The organism is Arthrobacter sp. StoSoilA2, from assembly GCF_019977195.1.
GTDB lineage: Bacteria > Actinomycetota > Actinomycetes > Actinomycetales > Micrococcaceae > Arthrobacter.
Genome location: NZ_AP024643.1, coordinates 2900990 through 2927873, shown reverse-complemented (window position 1 = coordinate 2927873; position 26884 = coordinate 2900990). Strand labels below are relative to the sequence as shown.

Genomic DNA, 26884 nt, shown 5'->3' with positions numbered 1-26884 from the left:
TTGCCCAAATTTCCGGAATTTGCCGGAAGGCTCTTAGGACGCTGGCGTTTCCTCTGCCGGTGCGAGGACGACGTCGCTGACCGTCAGCTCACCCTCACCGGACTGAAGTGCGATCTCCTGGGCGTTCGCGGCTGCCTTCAGGTCCCCGAGTCCGGCCTTGAGCTGCGCAACAAGCATTTCATTGGCCGTGATGGACGCCGAGAGTACTGCGGTGCGCTGCTTCACTTTTGCCTCGGACTTGGCCTTGCGGATGCCACTGAGTGCTACGCCAACAGTGCCAAGCATGGTGGTGTCGCCATCGGCGATTTCCAGTGCGGCAGGCCATTGGGCGCGGTGAACCGAGCCGGTGCGCCACCAGCTCCACACCTCTTCGGTGGCGAAGGGCAGGAACGGCGCGAAAAGGCGCAGCAAGGAGTCCAGGGTGGTGGCCAGCGCAGCCAGTACGGATGCTTGCTCCGACTCCCCGGCCGCACCGTAGGCGCGGTCCTTGATCAGCTCGACGTAGTCGTCGGTGAACTGCCAGAAGAATGACTCAGTGATTTGCAGTGCCCGCGCGTAGTCGTAGTTTTCGAAAGCCTTGGTGGACTGCGCAACAACGTCCGACAACTGGGCGAGCAGTGCCCGGTCCAGTGGATTGGTCAGCACGGAAAGATCGCTGGACACCACGGAGTTTTCGGTGGCACCAAGGTTCAACACGAACTTGGAGGCGTTGAGTAGCTTGATGGCCAACCGACGGCCGATCTTCATCTGCGCGATTTCGTAGGCCGTGTCCGCACCGAGCTTGGCCGAGGCTGCCCAGTAGCGGACGGCGTCCGAGCCGAACTCGTTCAGGACGTCCGTGGGGACAACCACGTTGCCCTTGGACTTGGACATCTTTTTGCGGTCCGGGTCAAGGATCCACCCTGAAATAGCTGCGTGCTTCCACGGCGCGCTCTTCTGCAGGGCGTCGGCGCGGACAGCGGAGGAGAACAGCCATGTGCGAATGATGTCGTGACCCTGGGGGCGGAGGTCGAACGGGTAGACCTTGGAGAACAGTTCCTCGTCACGGCTCCAGCCACCCACGATCTGCGGGGTAAGGGAAGACGTGGCCCAGGTGTCCAGGACGTCGGCGTCACCTGTGAAGCCGTTGGCCTGGTCACGCTGCGCTTCCTCGAAGCCAGGGGCTGCATCTGCGGCGGGATCCACGGGGAGCATGTCATCCGATGGCAGGATGGGGTGGTCGTAGTCCGGGTTGCCCTGGGCATCCAGGGGGTACCAGACGGGAATGGGCACGCCGAAGAAGCGTTGGCGTGATACGAGCCAGTCGCCGTTCAGGCCCGCGATCCAGTTCTCATAGCGCGAGCGCATGAAAGAGGGGTGGAAGTTGATTTCCTGGCCGCGGCCGATCAACCGTTCGCGGCGTTCTTCATCTCGTCCACCGTTGCGGATGTACCACTGGCGTGAGGTCACCACCTCAAGGGGCTTGTCGCCCTTTTCGAAGAAGTTCACGGGGTGGGTGATCTTCTTCGGTTCGCCGTCCAGCAGGCCTGCCGCCGTGAGGAGCTCTACAACTGCTTCCTTGGCGGAGAAGGCCGTCTTGCCGGCGATCGCGGCGTAGGCTTCCTTGCCGGCGTCGGTAGTAATCCATTCCGGGGTTTCGGCAATGATGCGGCCATCGCGGCCCATGATGGCGCGTGTGGGCAGCTGCAGCTCGCGCCACCACGTGACGTCTGTCAGGTCACCAAAGGTGCAGACCATCGCGATGCCGGAGCCCTTGTCCGCTTTGGCGAGCGGGTGGGCCTTTACCTCAAGCTCAACGTCGAAGAGCGGCGACTTCACGGTCTTGCCGAACAGCGGCTGGTACCGTTCGTCGTCGGGGTTTGCTACCAGCGCGGCGCAAGCGGCGAGCAGTTCCGGACGGGTGGTCTCGATGAAGATCTTTTCGCCGTCTTCGGTGAAGAAGGGGTAGCGGTAGTAGGCGCCCGCAACTTCGCGGTCCTCAAGCTCAGCCTGGGCTACAGCGGTACGGAACGTGACGTCCCACAACGTGGGGGCCTCGGCCATGTAGGCGTCGCCCGCTGCAAGGTTGGCAAGGAAGGCACGCTGGGATACCGCACGGGACGTGTCGTCGATGGTGCGGTAGGTCAGGTCCCAGTCCACGGACAGGCCGAGGGTCTGGAAGAGGTTCTCGAAGACTTTTTCGTCCTCGACAGCGAGTTCCTCGCACAGCTCGATGAAGTTCTGCCGGGAAACGACGTCGAAATCGCGCTGGTTCTTGGCCGGCTGTGCTGGAGGACGGTAGTCGGCGTTGTAGGGGATGGCGGGATCGCAGCGCACACCGTAGTAGTTCTGGACGCGACGCTCAGTGGGCAGGCCGTTGTCGTCCCAACCCATGGGGTAGAAGACATTCTTTCCGGTCATGCGCATGTAGCGGGCCTGGACGTCCGTCTGCGTGAAGGAGAACATGTGGCCCACGTGGAGGGAACCCGAGGCGGTCGGCGGGGGAGTGTCGATCGAGTAGACCTGCTCCCGGGTGGTGTCCGGGTTGAACTTGTAGGTTCCTTCGTCCAGCCAGCGCTGCGTCAGGGCAGCCTCAAGGCCTTCAAGGGCCGGCTTGTCGGGAACGTTGATGGGGGCGGTGGCGGGCGTGTCTGTACCCTGCGTTGATTCAGCCATGTGTCAATTGTTCCATGGTCCGCCGCAGCGCCTTGCCGTAGCATGCCGTCATGGCCGGCCATCGGGACGCTTTCGTCCTCAAACGCATCTACGAGGACCCCGCTGACGACGACGGTGCCCGGGTTTTAGTTGACAGGCTATGGCCGCGCGGGGTGTCCAAGGAGAAGGCCCACTTGGATTTGTGGCTGAAGGAAGTCGCGCCATCGCCAACCTTGCGGACCGAATTTGCACACATGCAGGAGCGGTTCACCGATTTCCGGCGGCAGTACGAGGCTGAACTGGAAAGCAATGCTGCAGTTCAGACTTTGCTGGAGTTGGCGAGGTCCCATCCTCGGGTCACCTTGCTCTATGCCGCCAGGGATCCAGAGGTGAACCATGCCGTGGTATTACGTGAATTCCTGCTCGGCCGGGCAGATGCTTGAGGCCTGCGGATAGTGTGGTGCCATGACTTTGGCAGCACACACGGTTCATCCAGTTCAGAACAAGACAGCAGTAGTAACCGGCGCGAGCACGGGCATCGGCGAGGCAACGGTGCGGGCGTTGGCCTCCACAGGCTGGAAGGTCTTTGCGGTGGCCCGCAGGGCCGAGCGCTTGGGCGCGCTGGGCGCCGAAACCGGCGCCATTCCATTTGCGGCCGATATCACCAGCGACGACGACGTCGCAGCCCTTTTGCAGGCCGTTTCCAAAGCCGGGGGAGCCGATACCCTCATCAACATCGCCGGCGGTGCCCGTGGCGCGGACACGATCGCGAATGCCGATACTGAGGATTGGGAGTGGATGTACCAGGTCAACGTCCTGGGCACCATGAAGATCACCAGGGCATTCCTTCCGATGCTGAGGGAGGACGGGGAAGGAACTGTACTCAACCTCACATCCACCGCCGGACTGGCCGCTTACGAAGGCGGCGCAGGATACAACGCCGCAAAGTTTGCCCAGCACGCCATGACCAACGCCCTAAGGCTGGAAGAAGTGGGTCACAACATCCGTGTCATCGAGGTAGCGCCGGGCCTGGTCCACACTGAGGAATTTGCCCTTAACCGGCTGGGTGACAAGGACGCTGCCGCCAAGGTCTACGCCGGAGTCGAAAAGCCCCTAACGGCAGAGGACGTGGCCGACGTCGTGAAGTACGCAGTCTCGCTGCCGCACCACATCAACCTGGACCAGATCGTGGTGCGCCCGGTGGCGCAGGCGGCCAACCACAAGCTCATCCGCAAGGAAGGCTGAAGCGAGACACGCCTTCCAACCGGCTAACCGGCCGGGATAACCAGGGTTGCCACCATGGCCGCATGGTCAGAACCGGAAACCTGGTGGACCGCGTAGCCACTGCTGCCGATTCGGGGCGACGTAACCATGTGATCGATCACGATCCCAGGTAGGGGTGGTCCCTCCATCGGCCAGGTGGGGGAGAACCGTCCGCCTGAGGCTGTTCCGACGTCGACGAGCCTTTTGCCGTCCTGTCCGCCGCCCATGGCGGGGTCAAGCAAGGCGCGGAACTCGGCATGGTCGTAGGTGGAGTTGTAGTCACCCATCAGCAGGTGATGTCCCGGACGGGAGGCCTGACGGGCAACCTGGACAAGGTCGCTGCGCCACTGCTGGATCCGCTCGTCAACCGGGGGCAGTGCATGAACGTTGGTGAGGTTCAACGTCGCCTTGGAAACGTTGCCCGGATCCGTGACGAGGACCCGCGTCACGTCCATCCGGAATGGCGTGTCGGGCAGCAGCCCCTCCGGTTGCAGAGGGAAAACGGAATACACGGCGCCACCGGAAGCGTCGTCGTTGGGTTCACTCAGGAGGTTCGGCAGTATTGACTCCAGGCCTTCGGAGCGTAAGCGGTCTTCCAGCCCTTGCGTATGCTCCTGGAGGGTCAAAAGTTGAACACCGTTGTCCCGGACCAACTTCACGATGGCACGTGCGTCAGCCTCACCGTATTCAGTGTTGAGGCTCATCACCTTCACGGAAACAGTGGCGTTCCCCGCAGGAACTGCTTCTGCCCTTCCGGTGTCCAGCGGAAACAGCCAGAACAATTGGAGAGCCAACAGGGCTGCCGTCGTGATGAGGACCCACAGGCGGCGCCCAACCAACGCAAGGACCATCGCCAGCGCCGATGGCAGCACCATCCACGGGGTGAACGACAACAGTTGAACCACCACCAGCGGCCACTCCGTGGGGACCGCCCTGAACAGGGACATTCCCGCCACAGGCAACACCAAGAGCAGAGCCAGGACCGACCACGCGGGGGATGCCTGGTGGCCCAGCCAGCGTTTTACCGGGCCCGCGGTCGGAAGGACAAGGGCGGGGTTGGTCATGGGGTCGAGTCTATGCACCCGACGGCATCCAGCTGGTCCACCCGAAGGATGATCCTGCGAGTGGAGCACGGGGCTCTCCTGCCGCTAGACTTGGGAGACAAGCGTTGACCCGGCCATCACCGGTGAGCTTCCGGAAGAACATCCCTGAACGCCCAAGTGGAGCAATCCAAGCGGCGGCCAGGGCCCAGTAGAACCGGACGGGTAAGCCCGTCACAGCAGTAATGAGAGGCCGGAACCGGCCGTTGCCCCCCCACCCGGGGCGCCATGGTTCCGGTAAGTGAGGTGGTACCGCGGCATCAGCAAACACTGAAGCCGTCCTCGCATCCTGACAGTCAACCAGCTATCACAGGATATGAGATGACCCACTACCCCAAGGCCTCAGCGACTCCTTCAGGCACGCAGGGCGTGTCCGCTTCCGTGAAGTTCCCGGAAATCGAAGAGCGCATCCTCAAGTACTGGGATGAAGACGGCACCTTCCAGGCAAGCATCGACCAGCGCGAAGCAGGCAAAGACGGCAGCAACGAGTTCGTCTTCTACGACGGCCCTCCCTTCGCCAACGGCCTCCCCCACTACGGGCACCTCCTCACTGGCTACGCCAAGGACCTCGTGGGCCGCTACCAGACCCAGCGCGGCAAGCGCGTGGAGCGCCGCTTCGGCTGGGACACCCACGGCCTTCCAGCCGAGCTCGAAGCCATGAAGCAACTGGGCATGACGGACAAGACCCAGATCGAAGCCATGGGCATCGACAAATTCAACGACGCCTGCCGCGCCTCCGTCATGAAGTACGCCAACGAATGGAAGGCCTACGTCACACGCCAGGCCCGTTGGGTGGACTTCGACAACGACTACAAGACACTCAACGTCGAGTACATGGAGTCGGTGCTGTGGGCCTTCAAGCAACTGCACGAAAAAGGACTGACGTACAACGGGTACCGCGTCCTTCCGTACTGCTGGAAGGACGAGACGCCACTGTCCAACCACGAGCTCCGCATGGACGACGACGTCTACAAGAACCGCCAGGACCAGACCGTCACGGTAACGTTCCCCATCAAGGCGGGGGAGTCCGAACTCTCCAAGGCCCTCGAAGGCGTCCAGGCGCTCGCCTGGACCACAACGCCCTGGACGCTGCCCACCAACCTGGCGCTCGCCGTCGGGCCTGAAATCCCCTATGCGGTCCTGCCCGCCGGTCCGAACGGCGTCAAGGCTGCTTCGGCGGAAGCCCCGGTCACGGGCAGCTTCCTGCTGGCCGCCGACCTCGTGGGGACCTACGCCAAGGATTTGGGGTACGACGACGCAGCTGCCGCAGCTGCCGCCGTCGTCTCAACCCATACAGGCGCCGAGTTGGCGGGCCTTGAGTACGAGCCACTGTGGAACGACTTTGCCGATGCCGAGAAGTACGGCACCCGGAACGCGTGGCGCTTCCTTGTGGCGGACTACGTCACCACCACAGACGGTACGGGAATCGTGCACCAGGCTCCGGCCTATGGTGAGGATGACCAGAAGGTCTGTGAGGATGCCGGCATCCCCGTTGTCCTGTCCGTTGACGAGGGCGCGAAGTTCCTGCCGTTGTTTGCCCATGGCGAGCTCGCCTCGATCGTGGGACTGCAGGTCTTTGACGCGAACAAGCCCATCACCCAGGTGCTGCGCGCCGATGGCCGCCTGGTCCGCCAGGCCAGCTACGAGCACAGCTACCCGCACTGCTGGCGCTGCCGGAACCCGCTGATCTACCGTGCTGTGTCCTCCTGGTACGTCGAGGTCACCAAGTTCAAGGACCGCATGTCCGAGCTGAACCAGGAGATCAACTGGATCCCGGGCAACGTCAAGGACGGCCAGTTCGGCAAATGGCTGGACAACGCCCGCGACTGGTCCATCAGCCGTAACCGCTACTGGGGTTCGCCGATTCCCGTGTGGCAGTCCGATGATCCCGAGTACCCGCGTACGGACGTTTACGGCTCGCTGGCTGACATCGAGGCGGACTTCGGCCGTCTGCCGGTCAACAACGAAGGACAAGTGGACCTGCACCGCCCGTTCATCGATGAATTGACCCGTCCCAACCCTGACGACCCCACAGGCAAGTCCACCATGCGCCGCGTCGAAGATGTCCTGGACGTCTGGTTCGACTCCGGTTCCATGCCCTACGGACAGGTGCACTACCCGTTCCAGAACGAGGAATGGTTCGACACCCACAACCCTGCGGACTTCATCGTGGAGTACATCGGCCAGACCCGCGGCTGGTTCTACATGCTCCACATCCTGTCTACGGCGCTGTTTGACCGTCCCGCTTTCCGCAACGTCATCAGCCATGGCATCGTGTTGGGCTCCGACGGCCAAAAAATGTCCAAGAGCCTGCGCAACTACCCGGACGTTTCCGAGGTCCTGGACCGTGACGGCTCGGATGCCATGCGGTGGTTCCTGATGTCCAGCCCGATCCTTCGCGGTGGCAACCTGGTGGTCACCGAGCAGGGCATCCGCGACGGCGTCCGCCAGGTCATCCTGCCGCTCTGGAACGTGTACAGCTTCTTCACGCTCTACACCAACGCCGCGAACTCCGGTTCCGGCTATGAAGCGAAGCTGCGCTACGACGGCTACTCCGACACGTTGGACCAGTATTTGATGGCCAACACCGGGGACCTCGTCCGCAGCCTGACCGAAAGCCTGGATTCTTACGACATCTCCGGGGCCTGCGATGAACTCCGCAGCTACCTGGACATGCTCACCAACTGGTATGTCCGCCGCAGCCGCCAGCGCTTCTTTGACGAGAACGTGGACGCCTTCGACGCCCTCTACACCGCTTTGGAAGCCGTATGCCGTGTGTCAGCGTCCTTGCTGCCGCTCGTGACGGAAGAGATCTGGCGCGGGCTGACGGGGGGCCGTTCCGTGCACCTCGCCGATTGGCCCGACGCTTCACTGTTCCCGGCCAATCCAGGGCTCGTGGAGGCCATGGACCGCGTGCAGCAGATCTGCTCCACCGGATCGAGCCTGCGCAAGGCCGCGAACCTGCGCGTCCGCCTGCCGCTGCAGGAACTGACTGTCGTGGCACCCGGGGCAGATGCGCTGGGAGGCTTCGCCGCCGTCGTCGCCGATGAACTGAACCTACGCTCCGTCCGCTTGCTGGACGCTGCTTCGGCTTCACCGGAGGAATTCGGCATCGAGCAGAAACTGGTGGTGAACGCCCGGGCTGCTGGTCCGCGCCTTGGCAAAAACGTGCAGCAGGCCATCAAGGGATCCAAGTCCGGCGACTGGTCGGTAACCGATTCCGGCGTCGTGGTGGCTGGGGGACTTGAGCTTGAGCCGCAGGAATACACCCTGGAGACCGTCGTGGCAGAAGCGGCCGACGGCGGGTCGTCCGCAGCTGCCGTACTGCCCGGTGGCGGCTTCGTGGTCCTGAACACCGAAGTCACGCCGGAACTGGCTGCCGAGGGCCTGGCACGCGACATGGTCCGCGCCATCCAGCAGGCACGCAAGGATGCTGGGCTGAACGTGAGCGACCGCATCCGAACTTCCGTCGAAGCGCAGCAGGACGTCGTTGACGCCCTCCAGGCCAATGCTGAGCTCGTCAAGACCGAAACGCTGACCCTGGAACTGGAAGTTCTGCTTTCCAGCGCCGAGGAACCGCAGGTCACCGTAGCAAAGGCAGGGGTCTGACCAATGACTGACGAATTCTCGGTAGAGAGCGTCTACGCCGAACTCCTGGGCCGCGCGCCGGAGAACAAAATGGAACCGCGGTTGGCTCCGCTCTTCCGTGCCATGGACGTGCTGGGTGAGCCCAACAAGGCTTTCCCGATCATCCACATCACCGGTACCAACGGTAAGACGTCCACTGCGCGCATGATCGAGGCCGGGCTCCGTGCCCACGGCCTCAGCACAGGCCGTTACACCAGCCCGCACCTTTCCAAGGTCACCGAGCGCATCAGCATAGATGGTGAGCCGGTATCGGATGCGACGTTTGTTCGGATCTGGGATGAAATCCGTCCGTACCTGGAAATCGTTGACAACGAGCTCCTTGCCGACAACCAGCCGCGGCTGACGTACTTCGAATGCGTCACGATCCTCGGGTTCGCCATCTTCGCCGACCAGCCCGTGGATGTGGCGGTCTTTGAGGTGGGACTGGGCGGCATCACCGACGCCACCAACGTCGGAGACGGCCAGGTTTCCGTCATCACGCCGATTTCCCTGGACCACACGGACCTGCTGGGCGATACGACCGAGGACATCGCCTACGAGAAAGCCGGCATCATCAAGCCGGGCGGCTTCCTGGTAAGCGCCGCCCAGCCCGTGGATGCGGCGCAGGTGCTCTTGGAAAAGGCCCGGGAAGTAGACGTACCGTTCCGCTTTGAAGGCGTCGAGTTCGGCGTCGAGTCGCGCAGCGTCGCCGTGGGTGGCCAGGTCCTTACCGTCCAAGGCCTCGCAGGCCGCTACGAAGACCTCCTTCTTCCCTTGCATGGTGCCCATCAGGCAGAGAACGCCGCCGTGGCGGTTGCTGCATTGGAAGCCTTCTTCGGTGGAGGAGAAAAAGAGCTGGACATCGACGTCCTGAAGGAAGCCTTCGGCAACGTGACGTCACCTGGCCGACTGGAAGTGGTGCGGACCGCCCCCACGATCGTGGTGGATGCCGCCCACAACCCGGAAGGGATCCGTGTTTCTGCCGAGGCAATCCACGAGGCCTTCAGCTTCAGCAAGCTGGTGGTCGTCGTCGGAGTCCTGCGGGAGAAGGACGCTGAGGAGATCCTGAAGACACTCAAGGAACAACTTGGCGATCTTGCCGATGAATTCTGCTTCACCCAGTCCAACTCACTCAGGGCTGTCCCTGCAGCGGAACTGGCCGAACTCGCCGTCGATCTTGGCTTTGGCGAGGACAACGTCCACATCGCTGAGAAGCTCGATGACGCACTGGAGTGGGCCGTTGAACGGGCCGAGTCCAACGATGACCTTGCCGGCGGCGTGCTGGTCACCGGCTCCATCACCCTGGTGGCTGAGGCACGCATCCTGCTTGGAAAGGAAGGTGCCTGACAGTGGCAAGGCTGACCAAGGCCCAGCGTGAATGGCGGCCGGGCATGCCCAGGAAGCGTCGATCCACCAAGGTAATGTTCGCTTCCACGGTGCTGCTGCTTGAAGCCTTTGTGGCCTTCTTCGGCACCTTGGTGGTTTTCGGGCTAAGGCGCGGGGAAGTTGCTCCTGGAATCATCCTGGGTGTGGGAATCGCGCTGAGCGTAGTGCTTGTCCTCACATGTGCGGTGTTGTCCAAGCCCTGGGGAATCGGCCTTGGCTGGGGGCTGCAGCTCCTCCTGATCCTGACGGGGATTGCAGAGCCCATGATGTTCATCGTTGGCGTCCTCTTCGCCATCTGCTGGTGGTACGGAATCCGGACGGGGATGAGGATCGACCGTGAAGTGGCACAACGCGACCGGGAGCAGGCCGAATGGGACGCCACGCACCGTGACGAGGCTGGTTCGTAAAACCCCGTAAACTGGCTGGGAAACCCACCCACCAACCACATTGGAGCAACTGTGAGCATTGAACGGACCCTTGTCCTGATCAAGCCCGACGGCGTCGCCCGCAACCTCAGCGGAAGCATCCTCGCCCGGATCGAAGCCAAGGGTTACGCCTTGGCCGAGCTGAAGAAGGTCAACGCGACCCGCGAGCTGCTGGAGCAGCACTATGAGGAACACGTGGGCAAGCCGTTCTACGAGCCCCTGGTTGAGTTCATGCTCAGCGGCCCGGTCATCGCAGCTATCTTTGAAGGCCACCGCGTCATCGAAGGCTTCCGCTCCCTGGCAGGAACCACGGACCCCACCACCGCTGCTCCGGGCACCATCCGGGGCGACTTCGGCCGTGACTGGGGCCTGGCAGTCCAGCAGAACCTGGTTCACGGCTCTGACTCCGTTGACTCCGCCGAGCGTGAGATCAAGATCTGGTTCGCCGGCTAGGTACGCCTCGCCGAAGTGACACTTAAGGCCAATGTTCATCACGAACATTGGCCTTAAGTGTCATCTCGCGAAGAGTTAGTAACCCGACGTGCCTGCGAAGACGTGGATGAAGGCGAAGAAGATCGTGGCAATGACAGCCACATAAAGCAGCGCCACGATGATCCAGCCGGAGTCACCCAAAACCTTGGCCAGTGCCGGTGGGGCCTTGATGACGCCATGGGAGATATTGCGGATGGTCACCCATACGAACATCGGGATCATCACGGTCCACACCACCATGCAGAACGGGCACAGCACGTTGATGACGTACAGGGCCTGGGACCACAGCCACACCACAAAGGCGAACCCCAGGGTTACGCCGGCCTGCAAGCCCAGCCAGTACCCGCGTGAGTACTTCGCCCCGGCCAGGAGGCCCATGGCAGTGGTGATGATCACCGCAAAGGCGACGATGCCGATGAACATGTTGGGGAACCCGAAGACCGAACTTTGCGGTGTTTGCATCACCGCGCCACAGGAAACCCAGGGATTCACATCGCAGAGCGTGATGTGGTTGGGGTCTTTGAGTACTTCCAGCTTCTCAAGGACCAACGCCCCGGAAGCCAGCCAGCCAATGACGCCGGTGATCAGCAGGAGCCAGGCGAACGGCTTGTCGCGGACTGCTTTAGGCAGCAAACCTGCATTGGTGGACGTATCCTCCATGGGGGTGGAGGCTTGGTTGGCCAGGTTTTCCCTGGCGGTGCTTGGCATCGCGGACGCAATCCTTTTCAACAAGTGACCCGGCCGGGCCGGGAACGGTTCTTGTCAGGATTGTAACGCCGGAGACTGGATGCAGCCTCCAGCCAGCACCAGCACTTTCCACACTGTGCGACACAGCCCCCTACCCTTCGAATGTGCGGGGGTGTGAGAGAATGAACATGGCTGGAAGCCGATCCACATTCGGAATCCGGTCCGGTGACTTGTTCCCAAGACCGCCAGTATGAGCAGGGCCTGCCCGGATCACGTGATCCTCGGTAAGCCCGCCATGACAATGGACGGCACCTGGTTGTGGCAGCAGAACAACGGGTTTCAGAGCAAAGCTACCGGCCTTCCAGGGCTGCCGCACCCCAATGATGGTGCGAACCGGAAGGAATACTACCGACTTCTGTCAACGCCTGAGGGTTTTGACAAATATTTGCCCCACTGGGCGCCGGATGTGGCGGCGTCGCTGGGGCAGGAGTGTTGCCACATATGGATAATGACCAGGTTGTAGCCGTTAATGAAGAGGCAGCTCCCGCGGAAACTGCGGAAGCGCCCAAAAAGACCACCCGGACACGGCGCAAGGCTGCGCCCAAAGCAGTGGAAACAGCCAGCGCTGAGGAAGCCACCGGCACTGAACCGACCGAAGCAGCTGTGAAGGCGCCGGCGCGCCGTACCCGTGCGCGCAAGACAACGGTGCCTGCCGAGCCCCTCCCGGGTTTTGACGATCAGGCCGGAGTAGCGTCCCAGCCGGAAACCGATGCCGAACCTGCCCCCGAAAAGCCGGTCCGCCGTCGTCGGACTACCAAGCCCAAGGACGTTGAGGCAACGGTCAGCGCGGAGGCGCCAGCCCCCGAAGCGTCTTCCGCCGTGGAAGCCGTTGAAGAAATCACGACGCCGGATGCGGGGTCCCAGCCTGCGCCGGCTACCCAGGGCGACCTTCCCGTGGAGGGCGACGTTCCCGCCGAGGAAGAGGCCGAAGCTGCCGAGGAGTCCGCCCCCGGTTCAACGTCGTTGTTCCTGGAACCTGTCTCCATTACCTCGATGATCTTCCAGGCCCCTGATCTGAGCACCGTTGCCCGCCCCGCCGTAGAGGAAAAGGCCGAAGAGTCTGAAGCAGAAACTCCGGAAGCCGGGTCAACTGACGAGCTGGAGGATTCCAGCAGCCGTCGTCGTCGCCGTAGCCGTGGCCGGCGTGGCCGCCGCGGGACTGAACGCGATGAGACCGATTCCGAGGACGGCGCTGAGGCTGAGGATGAAGAAGATGCTCCGGTAGCGGAAGCGCTCGAAGAGGGCGTCACGTCGCGTCGTCGTCGGCGTCGCCGCCGGGGTGACCAGGACCTTGAACTGACTGGCGGCTCGGACGATGACCCGCCCAACACGGTGACCCGTGTCCGCGCGCCCCGCCCGATCACTGAGACGGCCCCGTCAAACCGGGTTACCAGTGTTAAGGGTTCCACCAGGCTAGAGGCCAAGAAGCAGCGCCGCCGCGAGTCCCGCGAGACCGGACGCCGCCGCCAGGTGATCACAGAGGCTGAGTTCCTTGCCCGCCGAGAGTCCGTGGATCGCCAGATGATCGTCCGCCAGCGCGACGATAGAATCCAGATTGCGGTCCTTGAAGACGGCGTGCTTGCTGAGCACTTTGTGTCCAAGACCCAGCAGGATTCGCTGATCGGCAACGTGTACCTGGGCAAGGTCCAGAATGTTCTGCCGTCCATGGAAGCTGCCTTCGTGGACATCGGACGCGGGCGCAACGCAGTTCTTTACGCCGGCGAAGTCAACTGGGACGCCGTCAATCTCGAGGGACAGCCGCGCCGGATCGAGAATGCCCTCAAGTCCGGTGATTCTGTCCTGGTGCAGGTGACCAAGGATCCTGTAGGCCACAAGGGCGCGCGCCTCACAAGCCAGATTTCCCTCCCGGGCCGCTACCTTGTGTACGTGCCTGGCGGTTCCATGACCGGCATCTCGCGCAAACTGCCCGACGTCGAACGCAACCGCCTCAAGCGCATCCTCAAGGACCGTTTGCCTGAGAACGCCGGCGTCATCGTGCGCACGGCCGCTGAAGGTGCCTCCGAGGAAGAACTGACGCACGACATCAACCGTTTGCGCGCGCAGTGGGAGGGCATTGAAGGCCAGGCGTCCTCCACCAAGGTGCTGGCACCCGAACTGCTCTACGGCGAACCTGACCTCACCATCAAGGTGGTCCGGGATGTCTTCAACGAGGACTTTTCCAAGCTGATTGTGTCCGGCGACGACGCGTGGGACACCATTGAGGCTTACGTCACCTACGTTGCTCCCGATTTGGTGGGCCGCCTTGAAAAGTGGACCAAGGACCAGGACATTTTTGCGGCCTGGCGGATCGACGAACAGATCCACAAGGCCCTGGAGCGCAAGGTCTTCCTGCCGTCCGGCGGTTCCCTTGTCATCGACCGCACCGAGGCCATGACCGTCGTGGACGTCAACACAGGTAAGTTCACCGGCAGCGGTGGAAACCTTGAAGAAACCGTCACCAAGAACAACCTTGAAGCGGCCGAGGAAGTAGTTCGCCAGCTGCGCCTGCGCGATATCGGCGGCATCATTGTCATCGACTTCATCGACATGGTCCTTGAATCCAACCGTGACCTGGTACTCCGCCGATTGGTGGAATGCCTGGGCCGTGACCGCACCAAGCATCAAGTGGCTGAAGTGACGTCGCTTGGCCTGGTGCAGATGACACGCAAGCGCATGGGCACAGGCTTGCTTGAAGTGTTCGGTGAGCAGTGCGAGCACTGCGCCGGACGCGGCGTCGTCACCCATGATGAGCCCGTGGAACACCGACGCGCCAATGTAGTTGCCGCCGAGCACCACCGTCCACACACAGAACCGCAACAGCCTGCTGCCCGGAATGAACGCAAGCGTCGCCGTGGGAAAGGTGGGGGAGCGGTAGCCGAGGAAGCAGTCTCCACCCACAGCACCGCTGCCGCCCCGGTAGCTGCGCCAAGTGGCAAGGAGTCGGTTGACCCCGTTCGCCAGGCGAAGGCCGAGGCGACCAGGGCGGCTCTTGCCACCATCGCCGCTGCAGCGCATGCCGCGCACTTGCACGACGACGAAGTTCACCGCGCGGAGGAACTGGCACGCGCAGCCGGTCAGCATCACGACACGGCTGAATCCGTGTCTGATACGGCAACCGGCGATGCCGGGGGAGCGGCCGCAGCTGATGCCGCCAGCCATGAAGCAGCGGTTCGGGAGGCACGGTCCACGCCCGTTTTGCGCTTCGGCGGCGAAGAAGTGGCGCTTCCATTCGTGGAGCACCATGAGGAACCATCTGCGGGCAAGCCGGCCATGAGCCTGGACCTGCTGGCGGAGGCGTTCTCGCACCTCGGTGCTGCACCGGCTGACGAGGAAAAGACTGTGGATACGGTTTCCGGACCTGCCACGGCTTCCGAAACTTCCGCTGCCTCCGCTGCCACTACCTCCGCCGCCAGTGCTGCGGCCACCGACGGTCAGAACGATCGTTCTTCGCGTTCGCGTGGAAGTCGAGGCCGAAGGAACCGTAGCGCGAGCAGGGCACAGGGTGCCGCAAACGAAACCAGCGTGGAGCACCACGAGGTAACTGCCGCAGCCGCGGGTGGAACGGCCCACGAGGCCAAAGCGCCGGCAGCGGAAGAGCCTGCCAAAAAGAAGGCAGCTGACGAGCCCATCATCCTCGGCGTAGGAGTTCCAGCTTCGGAGTTGTAAGCACGTCAGCACTGATGACGTATTGAAAGAGTCCCGCAGTATCCGATGTCGTCGGATACTGCGGGACTCTTTTGTCGCCGGCAGTCACATCCATGCACCCAAGCAGGCCGGTTCCCGGACCGCTGGACTTCCCGGCTACGCTAGGAAACTGACACGGGGTGCCGGGCGCTGGGCCTGGCTGAGATCCAGACCCGTTGAACCTGTCCGGTTAGCACCGGCGAAGGGATGTCCATCATGGCTTCATTGTCGAGTTCCCCTGTCTACCCCCTTGACCCCGCCGGTAGCGTTGGCGGACCCGTGGCTGCCCGGCAACATCCGCGGGTGCTTAGCATTGCCGGTTCGGATCCGTCCGGAGGCGCAGGGATCCAGGCAGACCTGAAGAGCATTGCTGCGCACGGTGGTTACGGAATGGCTGCCATCACGGCGCTCACGGCACAGAACACCCTTGGAGTCAGTGCAGTCCATGTTCCGCCCGTGGAGTTCCTGCGCCAGCAACTGGATGCCGTCAGCAGCGATATTGAGATTGATGCCGTCAAGATCGGGATGTTGGGTGACGCGTCCGTCATCCACGAAGTCCGCAGCTGGCTCGAAGACGTGCGTCCCGCCGTCGTGGTCCTTGACCCGGTGATGGTGGCCACCAGCGGCGACCGGCTTCTGCGTGGGAACGCCGAAGCCGCCCTGCGCAGCCTCCTGCCTTTGGCGGATCTCGTTACCCCCAACCTTCCCGAACTGGCTATGTTGCTGGGGGAGCCTGACGCCCCGGACTGGGCCACTGCCCTTGACCAAGGCAAGCGTCTGGCTGCCGAATGTGGAACGACCATCCTGGTGAAGGGTGGCCATTTGGCAGGAGCGGAATGTCCTGATGCCTTGGTCAATACGAGCGGCTTGCTGCGGCAGGACGTTATCGAGGTGGCCGGTCCCCGCGTGGATACCCGGAACAGCCACGGAACGGGCTGTTCGCTCTCCTCGGCATTGGCCACGGTGCAGGCCCGCAGAGGTGACTGGGAAGCGTCACTGCGGGAGGTTAAGCCGTGGCTGCTGCAGGCCCTTTCTGCGGCCGACGGGCTCGACGTGGGCAGGGGCAGCGGGCCGATCCAGCACTTTCACCATCTGGAGCCGACACGGAATCCTGCTGGCCGGTCCGGCGATTTTGCCGCGCGACTTTGGGCGGAAGCCACGCCGGAGTTGGACGCAATCTACGGCCTGGCCTTCATCCAGGGCCTGCAGTCGGGGAGGCTCCCTGAGCCCGAGTTCAACTACTACCTTGCCCAGGATGCCATCTACCTCAACGGCTATTCCCGGGTTCTGGCCCGCGCCGGTGCCCTTGCCCCCACTGAGGAAGAGCAGCTCTTCTGGGCCAAGGCGTCACAGACCTGCCTTGAGGTCGAGTCCGAGCTTCATCGGAACTGGCTGAGCACGCGCCCGGCTCCGACGCAGACCGGACCCGTGACCAAGTCGTACGTGGACCACCTCCTGGCCACTTCCGCGTCCGGCAGTTACGCTGTGTTGCTCGCAGCAATCCTGCCCTGTTACTGGCTGTACGCGGAGGTAGGCCGGCAACTCCACGCGGCCTACGTGGATGCAGGCGCACCCGGCGACCACCCGTACGCCGACTGGTTGAAGACCTACGCCGACGAGGAGTTTGCTGCCGCAACCCGCAAAGCGATCGACCTTACGGACGCAGCCGCCCTCAAGGCCTCTGCGCAGGAACGCGAGGCCATGGTTGAGGCCTTTACACACTCTTGCCGCTACGAGACGGCCTTCTTTGATGCGCCAAGGCTCTTCGCCTGAGTTCGATTTCCGTGGTTTCTGCATAGCCGATCGACGAAACTCCCGCGCGTCGCCAGCCAAATCGCAGCATTCCCGCCCAAACCCTGTAGGCTGTATGGGCACGGTGCCGGGAGAGTCCGTTACAACTGGTGATGCAAGTCACCCGATAGCCTCCGGACCCGGCCTCATTTGCAGCTGAAGGTCAAACTAGCGTAATCTTGATCTTCGGTGCTTACGCCAACACTTGGGTTATGCCCCTTGGAATTGTTCATGGGATGACTCGCGGGCTTCGATCTGAAGTCCACGGCGTTGAGGCACAGCGCGAACCAAGCCTGATTCCGGTTCAAGGTTCCGCACGCAAATTTAGTAAGAAACGTCGAGAGAAGTGAGTACCCAAGTGGTGTACGCGATTGTCCGCGCAGGCGGCCGCCAAGAAAAAGTTTCCGTTGGAGACTACGTAACGCTTAACCGCGTCCCCGGTGGAGCCGGCAGCACGCTTGAGCTGCCCGCCTTGCTCCTGGTTGACGGCGACAAGGTCACGTCCGCTGCTGCGGACCTGGCCAAGGTCAAGGTCACGGCTGAGATCCTTGAGGACCTTCGCGGTCCCAAGATCGTCATCCAGAAGTTCAAGAACAAGACCGGCTACAAGAAGCGCCAGGGTCACCGTCAGGAACTGACCAAGATCAAGATCACGAGCATCAAGTAACTTTCGTTACTCTGTTCAGATTTTCAGTTTCCCCAGAAATTTAGAGGCAGGCATTTCACATGGCACACAAAAAAGGCGCGAGCTCCACTCGCAACGGTCGTGACTCCAACGCACAGCGCCTCGGCGTCAAGCGTTTCGGTGGCCAGGTAGTTTCCGCAGGCGAGATCATCGTTCGCCAGCGCGGAACCCACTTCCACCCCGGTGCAGGCGTCGGCCGCGGTGGCGACGACACCCTGTTCGCACTCGAGGCCGGTGCGGTTGAGTTTGGTACTCGCCGCGGACGTCGCGTAGTGAACATCGTTGCTGCTGCAGCTGCAGAGTAACAACAAGTTCTGAACCGGTGGAGCGGGCCAAACGGCCCGCTCCACCGTTCTTTTAACCGCATTACAATCGATTAGGGCGCCCATGGCGCTCTGGTTTATGCAACAGCGCTGGCAACAGCAAGAGGAGATTCACGTGGCGAGCTTTGTAGACCGGGTAGTCCTGCACGTATCCGGCGGAACCGGCGGCCACGGCTGTGTCTCTGTCAAGCGGGAAAAGTTCAAGCCTCTCGGTGGACCCGACGGCGGCAATGGCGGCAACGGCGGAGACGTCATCCTTAGGGTGTCGGCGCAGACCACCACCTTGCTTGACTACCACCACGCCCCCCACCGCCACGCCACCAACGGTGGCCCTGGCATGGGTGATTGGCGTGGCGGCAAGAACGGCGAAACCTTGATCCTCCCCGTGCCGGACGGCACCGTGGTGAAGACGAAGGACGGCGAGGTCCTCGCTGACCTCGTGGGCGAAGGCACGGAGTATGTTGCCGCGGCAGGAGGCCAGGGCGGTCTCGGAAACGCCTCACTGTCCTCGCAAAAGCGGCGCGCGCCCGGCTTCGCGCTACTGGGCATTGAAGGCGAATCCAGCGACATCGTGCTGGAACTGAAGTCCATCGCCGATATCGCGCTGGTCGGATTCCCCTCCGCTGGAAAATCCAGCCTCATTGCGGCCATGTCCGCTGCCCGGCCAAAGATTGCCGACTACCCCTTCACCACCCTCATTCCCAACCTTGGCGTCGTCCAGGCCGGCGACATCCGGTTCACCATCGCCGATGTGCCCGGCCTGATCGAAGGCGCCAGCGAGGGCAAGGGCCTTGGCCACAACTTCCTGCGCCACGTTGAACGCTGCGCGGCCCTGGTTCACGTCCTGGACTGCGGAACCCTGGAATCGGACCGTGATCCACTCTCCGATCTGGCCATCATTGAGGCGGAACTGGAGAAGTACGCCGTGGACATGAGCTACGCCGGCGTAGACGGCGAAGTAGTGCCGTTGAACGAGCGTCCCAAGCTTGTTGTCCTGAACAAAGTGGATCTTCCGGATGGCAAGGACATGGCGGAGTTCGTTCGTCCGGACCTCGAAGCACGCGGCTACCGTGTCTTCGAAGTCTCGGCAACCAGCCATGAGGGCCTGCGCCAGCTTGGCTTCGCAATGGCGGAGATCGTCAAGGCTGCGCGGGATGCCGTAGAGACTGCCCCTCCCAAGGTTGCCCCGCCCATCCTTCGTCCGCGCGCCGTCAACGAGAGCGGATTCCGGATCCGCCGCGAGGAAAAGAACCTCGAGCCGCTGTTCCGCGTGTTGGGCGAGAAGCCTGTCCGCTGGGTCAAGCAGACCGACTTCACCAACGAGGAAGCCATTGGCTACCTGGCCGATCGCCTGGCCAAGCTGGGCGTCGAGACGGAGCTCTTCAAGGTTGGAGCGAAGCCCGGCGATACGGTGGTCATCGGCGAGGACGATGGCGTGGTCTTCGACTGGGAGCCCACCATGATGGCAGGCGCCGAGCTCCTGGCGACTCCCCGTGGTACCGATATCCGCGTCGCGGACATCGGCGACCGTCCCACACGTTCGCAAAAGCGCGATGAACAGCTTGAGCGCCGGGAAGCGAAGGCTGCCGCCCGTGCTGAACTCGAAGCCGAGCGCAAGGCTGGCATCTGGACTGAGTCCGTCAGCCGTCGTCGTGCCCAGCCCGTAACGGAAGGCCACCTGGATACCGGTGATGACGACTAGGACTGTCGAAATTCCGGACGCAGAGGTTCTTGAGCGTCAGGCCCTGGCCACCGCCAAGAGGATTGTTGTCAAAGTGGGCTCGTCCTCGCTGACCAGTATCAAGGGCGGCATTTCCGAGAAATCGCTGACTTCGCTGGTTAATGCGCTGGCTGACAAACGAAACGCCGGTACTGAAATCATCCTGGTTTCCTCGGGCGCCATCGCGGCAGGTCTTGCCCCGCTGGGGCTCGCCAAGCGCCCGAAGGACCTCGCTACCCAGCAGGCTGCGGCAAGCGTGGGGCAGGGCCTGTTGATGGCGCGCTATACGCAAGCTTTCAGCGCGCACGGCGTCACGGTCAGCCAGGTCCTGCTGACAGCTGACGACCTCATGCGCCGGACGCAACACACCAATGCTTTCCGTGCCCTGGACCGCCTGCTGAACCTTGGTGTCGTTCCCGTCGTCAACGAGAACGACACCGTGGCAACCCATGAGATCCGTTTTGGGGACAACGATCGCCTCGCAGCCCTGGTGGCACACCTGGTGCGCGCCGACGCACTCGTGCTGCTCTCCGACGTCGATGCCCTGTACGACGGTCCACCCTCCCACGGCGCCAAGCGCATCCCCTTGGTTCGTGGTCCGCAGGACCTCGAGGACGTGACCATTGGCAAGGCAGGCAAGGCCGGTGTAGGTACCGGCGGCATGATGACCAAAGTGGAAGCGGCGTCCATAGCTGCCGGGTCAGGGATCCACGCGCTGGTGACTTCGACGCCCAATGCTGCAGCTGCCCTGGCAGGGGAGGACGTAGGAACGTGGTTCGCCGTCAACGGCAGCCGCAAGCCCGTCCGGCTCCTGTGGCTGGCTCACCTGGCAACGGTTCACGGGCGCTTGATACTCGACGACGGCGCGGTGAAGGCAGTGCGCGACCGGCATAGGTCACTCCTGCCCGCGGGGATATCGGACGTATTCGGAGACTTCGAAGCCGGGGACCCCGTTGAAATGGTGGCTTTGGACGGAACAGTGATTGCCCGCGGCCTGGTGAACTATTCCTCGGAGGAGCTTCCCCGCATGCTGGGACGCTCCACCCAGGAACTCGGCCAGGCAATGGGCCGCGGATACGACCGCGAAGTTGTTCATGTTGACGACCTCGTACTCCTTTAGGCTGCGCCCTCATCTAAACTTGGAGCATGACTGAAGCGCTGACCCCTGACGCCCCTGTGATTTCCGACGTTTCCGGTGCCGCCGGCCAAACGCCGGAGAACCCTGTGGCAGGTGGCGCTCCGTTGTCGCCGGAAGATGTCCAGGCTGCCGTCCATGCCATTGCCGACCGCTCCCGCAAGGCCGCCCGCCGTATGGGTCAAGCCAACCGTGCGTGGAAGGACCGCGCCCTGCGCGCTATTGGTGCTGCCCTTCAGGAGCGCCGGAAGCACGTGCTGGAAGCAAACGCCAAGGATGTTGCCGCAGGACGTGCCAATGGCACATCTGCCGCTCTTCTTGACCGGCTGACGCTGACACCTGCCCGGATCGATGGGCTGGTTGCTGCTTTGGAGAACCTGGCTGGCCTGCCGGACCCCGTAGGCAACGTGGTCCGTGGCCAGACGCTGCCCAACGGCTTGCGCCTGCGCCAGGTCAACGTCCCCATGGGCGTTGTTGCTGCTATTTATGAAGCCCGCCCCAATGTCACGGTGGATATTGCCGGACTCGCGCTTAAGAGCGGCAATGCCGTCATCCTGCGGGGTGGTTCCGCTGCAGCGAACACCAATGAGGCCCTGGTGCAGATCCTTCGGGAAGCCCTGGACTCTGTTGGCCTGCCTGCCGATGCTGTGCAGACCGTGGACCAGTACGGCCGCGAGGGCGCCAACGTGCTCATGCGTGCCCGGGGTCGCGTTGACGTCCTGATTCCCCGGGGTGGACGGGAACTTATCCAGACTGTCGTGACCAACTCTGCCGTGCCTGTTATTGAAACGGGTGAAGGCAATGTGCATATCTTCATCGACGAATCGGCCAATGAAGAGATGGCGGTTGACATTCTTTTGAATGCCAAGACGCAGCGTCCCAGCGTCTGCAACACCGTAGAGACCCTTCTTGTACACTCGGGCTCCACCGTGCTGCCTGCCGTTGCCGCTGCACTTCGCGCTGCCGGAGTCACCCTCCACGTCGATGAGCGGATTGCTGCCGCTTTGGGCAAGGACGTTGAAACCGTTCCGGCCGACGACGACGATTGGGCCACCGAGTACATGGACCTGGACCTTGCCGTTGCCATGGTGGACAACCTCGATGATGCCGTCAATCACATCCGCAAGTGGACCACCGGGCACACCGAAGCGATCCTGACGAACAACCTGGCCAACGCCGAGAGATTCATTGCTGAAATCGACTCGGCTGCCGTCATCGTCAACGCCTCCACGCGTTTCACCGACGGCGGTGAGCTCGGCCTCGGAGCAGAAGTGGGTATTTCCACCCAAAAGCTGCACGCCCGTGGGCCCATGGGCCTGACCGAACTCACCACCACCAAGTGGATCGTGCAGGGCGAAGGCCAGATCCGCAGTTAGCTACGCGGTAACATAGAACAGAAGTCCGGAACGGCGGGGAGTCCCGCCGTCGAAAATCCTTGAGAACCAACTAGGGGAGAAGATGCTGTTTCAGCAGATCGCCACGTCCATAGCAGCCCAAACAGAAGGCGGCCACGAAGCGCCTGCCCCGCTCTGGGCCGAGCCGTGGGTCTTCGGAGTCAGCATGTTTGCCCTCCTGCTGGTTTTGATGTTCGTTGCCCTCTCCTACACCAACCTTGGCAACCGTCACGAGGCTGTGGAAGAGCACTCGGATCCGCACCGCCAGCACCCGAACAAGCACACCCACAAGCAGGGCCACTAACATTATCGCCGCAACTCCGCGCGGGGAGTCGGAGCGCAGGCTCCGGCTGGGCGTGATGGGTGGAACTTTTGATCCCATCCATCACGGCCACCTTGTGGCTGCAAGTGAGGTTGCCGCCAAGTTCGATCTCGACGAAGTCGTTTTCGTGCCTACTGGCCAACCTTGGCAGAAGTCCAGCAAGCAGGTCAGCAAACCCGAGCACCGTTATTTGATGACCGTGATCGCCACGGCCTCAAACCCGAGGTTCACGGTGAGCCGGGTCGATGTTGACCGTCCCGGACCCACTTACACCATCGACACCCTGCGCGATCTAAGGGCCCAGCGACCCGACGCTGATTTGTTCTTCATCACTGGCGCTGACGCCTTGGCCCAGATTCTGTCCTGGAAGGACGTTGACGAACTCTGGTCTTTGGCGCACTTCGTTGGTGTAACGCGCCCTGGCCACGAACTGGACGGCATGGGCAGGGAAGACGTCAGCCTCCTGGAAGTTCCAGCCATGGCGATTTCCTCAACGGATTGCCGGACACGCGTAGGTGCCGGGAACCCCGTTTGGTACCTCGTGCCCGATGGCGTGGTGCAGTACATCGCCAAGTATGGTCTGTACGCCCCGCACTCCGGGACCGCGCGGCCAGGGACAGGGGAGCTGGCCCCCGCATTATCCGGATCAGACGACCAAGCACGTACTGAATGAGTTTTGAATGAGCAGCCAGGAACAGCGACCCATCCGCAGCAGGCGTGAGCTTCGCCGCGCCCGCGAAGAGAACCAAGAGCCGCAGGCGGAAGCTACACCACACAAGGTAGTAGACGCCGCGGAGAATGCTGTAACTGGCCGGAATCGTCGGGCGGCGGATGCTCCCGTAGATGCAGTGGGTACCACCGCGCAGCAGCGGTCCTCCCAAATCCGCGCCCGCGACCGCGCAGCTTTGCGCACCATCAAAGAGCTTGCGGACAAGGAAGAGCAGCTCTCCGGCGGTGGACCGCCAACACGTCGCCAGCTTCGCCTGCAGCAACTCCAGCAAGAAGTGGCCACGTCTGCCAACCCCATCGTTCCCATGCCGGGCGGGAAGCCAACGGACAAACCAGCCGGCCATCCCGTGGATACCAAGGCCGCCGCTGAGGGTTCCGCTGGGGTTCCGGCACCCAGCGCTGGTACTGCCGAATCTGAAATGTCTGTAGAGCAGGCACTTGCGGTCCGTGAACTGATCGCTGCCCAGGTCCAGAATCAAACCGCCAAGCTTGAGCACATTGCCGAGCAGGATCCCCTGGCTGTCGATCCTGAGGTCCTCGCCCAGCAGATTGCCCTCGCCGAACGAGCTGCAGTGCTGAACAAGCGGGCAGCGGCCAAACAGAAGCTTGCCGAACAGAACCAGGCTGAAGCCAAGGCCCCGGCAGCGGGCGTGTCCGAGGGGAAGAAGTCTTCGGGAGTCTCAGTGGGCCCCTCCACTGCAAACAATCTCGCCATGGTCACGCCGCTGGAGTTCGTCAAGGTGCCCGGCATTGAACGTCCGGTCATGAAGCGCCCCAGTACCACTTTCGTGCCTCTCGTGACCTCGTCGGATCCCACTCTTGATGCCGGCAAAGCGCCGGCGAACGGAAAGGGCACGCGTGGCCGTTCGGGTGTTCTCGCCCGTGCCGAAGCTGTGGCAAGGAACGCCCGGAAGCGGCCAGCGGCCGTCGACGAACAGCTTGAAGAAACACAGCGTCCGCCGATTTCTGCCAGCGCAGCGTATGGACTGGACCCTCTGGACGCCAATACGGCCGGCCTGGCCCGGGCCCAGCGGAACAGGTTGCTGCAGTTCGGCGTCCTGGCGTTGGGTGTTGTCGCGCTCATCGTCGGCATCATCATGATTACCAGCGGCTAATTCCGCTAGAACCCGGCTAACGCCATTTACAGGCCAACGGCCACAACAAGGAGTCCCCGTGTCTGCACATGAACAATCCATTACCCTCGCCCGTCACGCCGCGCGTGCGGCGGCTGACAAGCTTGCCGATGACATCGTTGCGCTTGACGTCAGCGAGCGGCTCGCCCTGACTGATGTCTTCCTGATTGCCTCTGCGCCCACTGAGCGCCAGGTCAATGCCATCGTTGACGGCATCGAGGAAGAGCTGATGAAGCAAGACCTTCGCCCGGTGCGGCGTGAAGGCCGATCCGAAGGCCGTTGGGTGCTCCTGGACTACGCCGACATCGTCATCCACGTCCAGCACGCAGAGGACCGCGTTTTCTACGCCCTGGAGCGCCTCTGGAAGGACTGCCCCGTAGTTGACCTTGAACTGGGGGATGACGCCTCGGCAAAGGCTGCGCCAGCAGGGGAATCAGAGTTCTAAACATGGGCCGGCAACCGAATATGCCCGATTTGGAATTTTCGGAAACGCTGTTCTAAGATATTTGAGTTGCTTCGGCGCGGATGGCTGGAAAGTCGATCGTGGAGCAGCAAGAATATGGGGCTGTGGCGCAGCTGGTAGCGCACCTGCATGGCATGCAGGGGGTCAGGGGTTCGAGTCCCCTCAGCTCCACTCTTAAGGTTCTGCCCTTCTTCGTGATGAAGAAGGGCAGGGCCTTTTTTGTGTGGTTCGGCCTAGCTGCCAGCGCCGGCTTCGATTGCCGGCAGCATGAATTCCCACATCTCGTCAATGCGGCGAAGTACGTCCGTGCGGGCAGTCAGGACGTTGGACACCATCTGGACTCCGGTGAAGGAGGCAACCAGATAGCGGGCAAAGGCGGCGGGCTCCAGCGTGGGCCGGACAGCCCCTTCGGTTTGGGCTTGGCGGAGCAGTTGCTCCACTGTTTCTATCCAGTCCTGGTAGGGGCCCGAAATATCGGCATCAAAGGCGGAGGCTTCGAACGTCAGGCGGATCCCGCCTTGGACAATCGCTTCGTCAAGCAGCTGCCGGCCGAACATCCGGCACAGTCCAATGATCTTGTCCAGGGCAGTCATGTTTGAGCCCACGATGCCCGCACCCGCCGCGAGGACCAATGCATGCTGCTCCTGGATGACGGCCAAAGCCAGCTCCCGCTTGGACGTGAAGTGGAAGTAGAGCGCCCCTTTGGTGACTCCGGCACGCTTGGTGATGTCGCTCAGGCTTGCATTGCCGTACCCGACTTCCGCGAAGACATGGGCGGCGCCTTCAATAACGGAAAGGCGGGTGTCTTTCGCGCGTTGCTGCATGGGCGGTGGGGGAGCCTCTCACTTGTTTCACTGTGGGACGGCCAGTAGAACGCGCCGCCGGACCCCACAACGCTACCACCGTCCATAAGTTAGGGCCCGTAAAACCGACTGAACGGTTTGGTTTATTCTTTCGGTGATTCTAGACTTCAAGAGGAGTCGCGCCGGGCCTTGGCCCAAGGGACTCCGCGTGGCCGTTTGGGGGGGAGGTGCGGTGGAGCGATCCAGCGCACCCCGGCTGCGGGGGAGTGCAGGGCAGAAATGCCCGCTCATCGCCGTGAGGCGTATCACGCTCCCGCGATTTCGCTTCTCGGGGGATTGTGGTTAGTATTGACGAGTTGCTTCGGCGGGAAGGGAAATCTTCCTGAAGAAATCAACAAGATCCGGGGCTGTGGCGCAGCTGGTAGCGCACCTGCATGGCATGCAGGGGGTCAGGGGTTCGAGTCCCCTCAGCTCCACTTCGGATAAAAGACCCCGCTCGGGCGAGCGGGGTCTTTTGCTTTCTGGTTGGCGGACGGATTCCTATTCCTGGCGGACGCCGAACTCGGCTGCACTGAGGAATTCGATGCCTTGGAAGGGCTGATCGCCCACCACCCGGGCATGGTGTCCCGGTGGGATCGAATAGGAGTCACCGCCGGAAATACTAACCTGGGCGCCATCGTTGGTTTCCACCTCGAGGGAGCCGGAGACGCAGAAACCTACATGGCTCAATTGGCAGGAGTCGGTTCCGACTACGGGTTTGATGCAGTCGTCCCAAGTCCAGCCAGGTTCAAAGGTGGTCCGGCCGATTGTGTATTCTCCGACGGTGACGACTTCCACCTTCGTCTTGTCCGGGGTGCGCGTTTCGTCGGGGGAGTTGTGTGATTTCACTTGGAGTTGCGTGACAACATTGACACTCATGGTTCGCTCTCAGGAAGGGAGCCGGTTAAGTGTGGTCCCGGGGCCTGGCTCGTCGGTTGGGCGGGACCGGTGCCTGCCGTCGGACGGGTTTGGGTTCGCAATCCGTCGCG

Annotated in this window: 22 protein-coding genes, 2 tRNA genes and 1 riboswitch; of the genes, 19 read left to right on the top strand and 5 right to left on the bottom strand. The window is 62.5% G+C overall.

Features of this window, described 5'->3' with window-relative positions; all coding sequences use genetic code 11:
• Positions 1-33 precede the first annotated feature (33 nt).
• Positions 34-2655: a valine--tRNA ligase gene (gene valS / locus LDN82_RS13240; protein WP_224164539.1), complete on the bottom strand. Its 2622-nt coding sequence runs from the start codon at positions 2653-2655 to the stop codon at positions 34-36.
• Between the two features lie 50 nt (positions 2656-2705).
• Here valS and LDN82_RS13235 point away from each other — a divergent pair, with 50 nt between their 5' ends.
• Together LDN82_RS13235 and LDN82_RS13230 are read left to right on the top strand one after the other, a co-directional pair.
• Positions 2706-3077, top strand: coding sequence for a DUF488 family protein (locus LDN82_RS13235; protein WP_224164538.1), 372 nt, complete (start codon positions 2706-2708; stop codon positions 3075-3077).
• A 22-nt stretch (positions 3078-3099) separates the two neighbouring features.
• Complete coding sequence (locus LDN82_RS13230) at positions 3100-3879, top strand: SDR family oxidoreductase (RefSeq protein WP_224164537.1); 780 nt, start codon at positions 3100-3102, stop codon at positions 3877-3879.
• Positions 3880-3902: 23 nt separating this feature from the next.
• Here the strand turns inward: LDN82_RS13230 and LDN82_RS13225 are convergent, their stop codons facing one another.
• Positions 3903-4961 (bottom strand): endonuclease/exonuclease/phosphatase family protein, encoded by a 1059-nt coding sequence (locus tag LDN82_RS13225; RefSeq protein WP_224164536.1) that lies wholly within the window; start codon positions 4959-4961, stop codon positions 3903-3905.
• 357 nt (positions 4962-5318) lie between these two features.
• Here LDN82_RS13225 and ileS point away from each other — a divergent pair, with 357 nt between their 5' ends.
• The 4 genes from ileS to ndk are packed head-to-tail and all read left to right on the top strand — an operon-like array spanning position 5319 to position 10888.
• Positions 5319-8606 (top strand): isoleucine--tRNA ligase, encoded by a 3288-nt coding sequence (gene ileS / locus LDN82_RS13220; protein ID WP_224164535.1) that lies wholly within the window; start codon positions 5319-5321, stop codon positions 8604-8606.
• A 3-nt stretch (positions 8607-8609) separates the two neighbouring features.
• A complete protein-coding gene (locus tag LDN82_RS13215; protein ID WP_224090686.1) occupies positions 8610-9971 on the top strand; it encodes a folylpolyglutamate synthase/dihydrofolate synthase family protein in 1362 nt (453 codons plus the stop codon).
• A gap of 2 nt (positions 9972-9973) precedes the next feature.
• The gene (locus LDN82_RS13210; protein WP_224090684.1) at positions 9974-10417 is read left to right on the top strand and encodes a DUF4233 domain-containing protein; all 444 of its coding nucleotides are present in this window, start codon (positions 9974-9976) and stop codon (positions 10415-10417) included.
• Between the two features lie 51 nt (positions 10418-10468).
• On the top strand, positions 10469-10888 hold the full coding sequence (gene ndk, locus LDN82_RS13205; protein WP_224164534.1) for a nucleoside-diphosphate kinase: 420 nt from the start codon (positions 10469-10471) through the stop codon (positions 10886-10888).
• 75 nt (positions 10889-10963) lie between these two features.
• Here the strand turns inward: ndk and LDN82_RS13200 are convergent, their stop codons facing one another.
• Positions 10964-11635 (bottom strand): vitamin K epoxide reductase family protein, encoded by a 672-nt coding sequence (locus LDN82_RS13200; protein ID WP_224164533.1) that lies wholly within the window; start codon positions 11633-11635, stop codon positions 10964-10966.
• Between the two features lie 480 nt (positions 11636-12115).
• Here LDN82_RS13200 and LDN82_RS13195 point away from each other — a divergent pair, with 480 nt between their 5' ends.
• The 12 genes from LDN82_RS13195 to LDN82_RS13140 all read left to right on the top strand — a co-directional run bounded on the left by LDN82_RS13195 (position 12116) and on the right by LDN82_RS13140 (position 25224).
• The gene (locus LDN82_RS13195; protein ID WP_224164532.1) at positions 12116-15340 is read left to right on the top strand and encodes an Rne/Rng family ribonuclease; all 3225 of its coding nucleotides are present in this window, start codon (positions 12116-12118) and stop codon (positions 15338-15340) included.
• 144 nt (positions 15341-15484) lie between these two features.
• Positions 15485-15583: riboswitch (TPP riboswitch) on the top strand.
• Complete coding sequence (locus LDN82_RS13190; protein WP_224090677.1) at positions 15575-17131, top strand: bifunctional hydroxymethylpyrimidine kinase/phosphomethylpyrimidine kinase; 1557 nt, start codon at positions 15575-15577, stop codon at positions 17129-17131. Its footprint overlaps the riboswitch before it by 9 nt.
• A 376-nt stretch (positions 17132-17507) precedes the next feature.
• Positions 17508-17816: a 50S ribosomal protein L21 gene (gene rplU / locus LDN82_RS13185; RefSeq protein ID WP_207616561.1), complete on the top strand. Its 309-nt coding sequence runs from the start codon at positions 17508-17510 to the stop codon at positions 17814-17816.
• 59 nt (positions 17817-17875) lie between these two features.
• Positions 17876-18139: a 50S ribosomal protein L27 gene (rpmA, locus tag LDN82_RS13180; protein ID WP_021470683.1), complete on the top strand. Its 264-nt coding sequence runs from the start codon at positions 17876-17878 to the stop codon at positions 18137-18139.
• Positions 18140-18272: 133 nt separating this feature from the next.
• The gene (gene obgE / locus LDN82_RS13175) at positions 18273-19859 is read left to right on the top strand and encodes a GTPase ObgE (RefSeq protein ID WP_224090675.1); all 1587 of its coding nucleotides are present in this window, start codon (positions 18273-18275) and stop codon (positions 19857-19859) included.
• Positions 19849-20997 (top strand): glutamate 5-kinase, encoded by a 1149-nt coding sequence (gene proB, locus LDN82_RS13170; RefSeq protein WP_224164531.1) that lies wholly within the window; start codon positions 19849-19851, stop codon positions 20995-20997. Before obgE ends, proB begins: the two co-directional genes overlap by 11 nt.
• Positions 20998-21023: 26 nt before the next feature.
• Positions 21024-22388 (top strand): glutamate-5-semialdehyde dehydrogenase, encoded by a 1365-nt coding sequence (locus LDN82_RS13165; RefSeq protein ID WP_224164530.1) that lies wholly within the window; start codon positions 21024-21026, stop codon positions 22386-22388.
• Positions 22389-22470: 82 nt separating this feature from the next.
• Positions 22471-22710: a hypothetical protein gene (locus LDN82_RS13160; RefSeq protein WP_224090660.1), complete on the top strand. Its 240-nt coding sequence runs from the start codon at positions 22471-22473 to the stop codon at positions 22708-22710.
• 55 nt (positions 22711-22765) lie between these two features.
• Positions 22766-23401, top strand: a complete 636-nt coding sequence (nadD, locus tag LDN82_RS13155; protein WP_263422255.1) for a nicotinate-nucleotide adenylyltransferase — start codon at positions 22766-22768, stop codon at positions 23399-23401.
• A gap of 7 nt (positions 23402-23408) precedes the next feature.
• Complete coding sequence (locus LDN82_RS13150) at positions 23409-24572, top strand: hypothetical protein (RefSeq protein WP_224164529.1); 1164 nt, start codon at positions 23409-23411, stop codon at positions 24570-24572.
• A gap of 58 nt (positions 24573-24630) precedes the next feature.
• Entirely contained in the window at positions 24631-25035 is a 405-nt protein-coding gene (gene rsfS, locus LDN82_RS13145; protein ID WP_224164528.1) for a ribosome silencing factor, read from the top strand.
• A 116-nt stretch (positions 25036-25151) separates the two neighbouring features.
• Positions 25152-25224 (top strand) — tRNA-Ala (locus LDN82_RS13140).
• A 62-nt stretch (positions 25225-25286) separates the two neighbouring features.
• On the opposite strand, the gene LDN82_RS13135 is transcribed toward LDN82_RS13140, so the two are convergent.
• Complete coding sequence (locus LDN82_RS13135) at positions 25287-25877, bottom strand: ScbR family autoregulator-binding transcription factor (RefSeq protein ID WP_224164527.1); 591 nt, start codon at positions 25875-25877, stop codon at positions 25287-25289.
• 382 nt (positions 25878-26259) lie between these two features.
• Between LDN82_RS13135 and LDN82_RS13130 the strand changes: the two genes are divergently transcribed.
• Positions 26260-26332, top strand: a tRNA-Ala gene (locus LDN82_RS13130).
• 64 nt (positions 26333-26396) lie between these two features.
• Here the strand turns inward: LDN82_RS13130 and LDN82_RS13125 are convergent.
• Positions 26397-26774: a cupin domain-containing protein gene (locus LDN82_RS13125; RefSeq protein WP_224164526.1), complete on the bottom strand. Its 378-nt coding sequence runs from the start codon at positions 26772-26774 to the stop codon at positions 26397-26399.
• Positions 26775-26884: the final 110 nt, after the last annotated feature.

Excerpts from the sequence above, each read along its gene's own strand:
- LDN82_RS13165 (WP_224164530.1), top strand. The coding sequence starts at position 21,024 with ATGACTGAAGCGCTGACCCCTGACGCCCCTGTGATTTCCGACGTTTCC.
- LDN82_RS13200 (WP_224164533.1), bottom strand. The coding sequence starts at position 11,635 with ATGCCAAGCACCGCCAGGGAAAACCTGGCCAACCAAGCCTCCACCCCC.
- LDN82_RS13190 (WP_224090677.1), top strand. The coding sequence starts at position 15,575 with ATGGCTTCATTGTCGAGTTCCCCTGTCTACCCCCTTGACCCCGCCGGT.
- LDN82_RS13195 (WP_224164532.1), top strand. The coding sequence starts at position 12,116 with ATGGATAATGACCAGGTTGTAGCCGTTAATGAAGAGGCAGCTCCCGCG.
- LDN82_RS13225 (WP_224164536.1), bottom strand. The coding sequence starts at position 4,961 with ATGACCAACCCCGCCCTTGTCCTTCCGACCGCGGGCCCGGTAAAACGC.
- LDN82_RS13235 (WP_224164538.1), top strand. The coding sequence starts at position 2,706 with ATGGCCGGCCATCGGGACGCTTTCGTCCTCAAACGCATCTACGAGGAC.
- LDN82_RS13150 (WP_224164529.1), top strand. The coding sequence starts at position 23,409 with ATGAGCAGCCAGGAACAGCGACCCATCCGCAGCAGGCGTGAGCTTCGC.
- proB (WP_224164531.1), top strand. The coding sequence starts at position 19,849 with ATGACGACTAGGACTGTCGAAATTCCGGACGCAGAGGTTCTTGAGCGT.
- ileS (WP_224164535.1), top strand. The coding sequence starts at position 5,319 with ATGACCCACTACCCCAAGGCCTCAGCGACTCCTTCAGGCACGCAGGGC.
- valS (WP_224164539.1), bottom strand. The coding sequence starts at position 2,655 with ATGGCTGAATCAACGCAGGGTACAGACACGCCCGCCACCGCCCCCATC.
- LDN82_RS13160 (WP_224090660.1), top strand. The coding sequence starts at position 22,471 with ATGCTGTTTCAGCAGATCGCCACGTCCATAGCAGCCCAAACAGAAGGC.
- LDN82_RS13135 (WP_224164527.1), bottom strand. The coding sequence starts at position 25,877 with ATGCAGCAACGCGCGAAAGACACCCGCCTTTCCGTTATTGAAGGCGCC.
- nadD (WP_263422255.1), top strand. The coding sequence starts at position 22,766 with ATGGGTGGAACTTTTGATCCCATCCATCACGGCCACCTTGTGGCTGCA.
- LDN82_RS13215 (WP_224090686.1), top strand. The coding sequence starts at position 8,610 with ATGACTGACGAATTCTCGGTAGAGAGCGTCTACGCCGAACTCCTGGGC.
- rpmA (WP_021470683.1), top strand. The coding sequence starts at position 17,876 with ATGGCACACAAAAAAGGCGCGAGCTCCACTCGCAACGGTCGTGACTCC.
- LDN82_RS13230 (WP_224164537.1), top strand. The coding sequence starts at position 3,100 with ATGACTTTGGCAGCACACACGGTTCATCCAGTTCAGAACAAGACAGCA.
- LDN82_RS13125 (WP_224164526.1), bottom strand. The coding sequence starts at position 26,774 with ATGAGTGTCAATGTTGTCACGCAACTCCAAGTGAAATCACACAACTCC.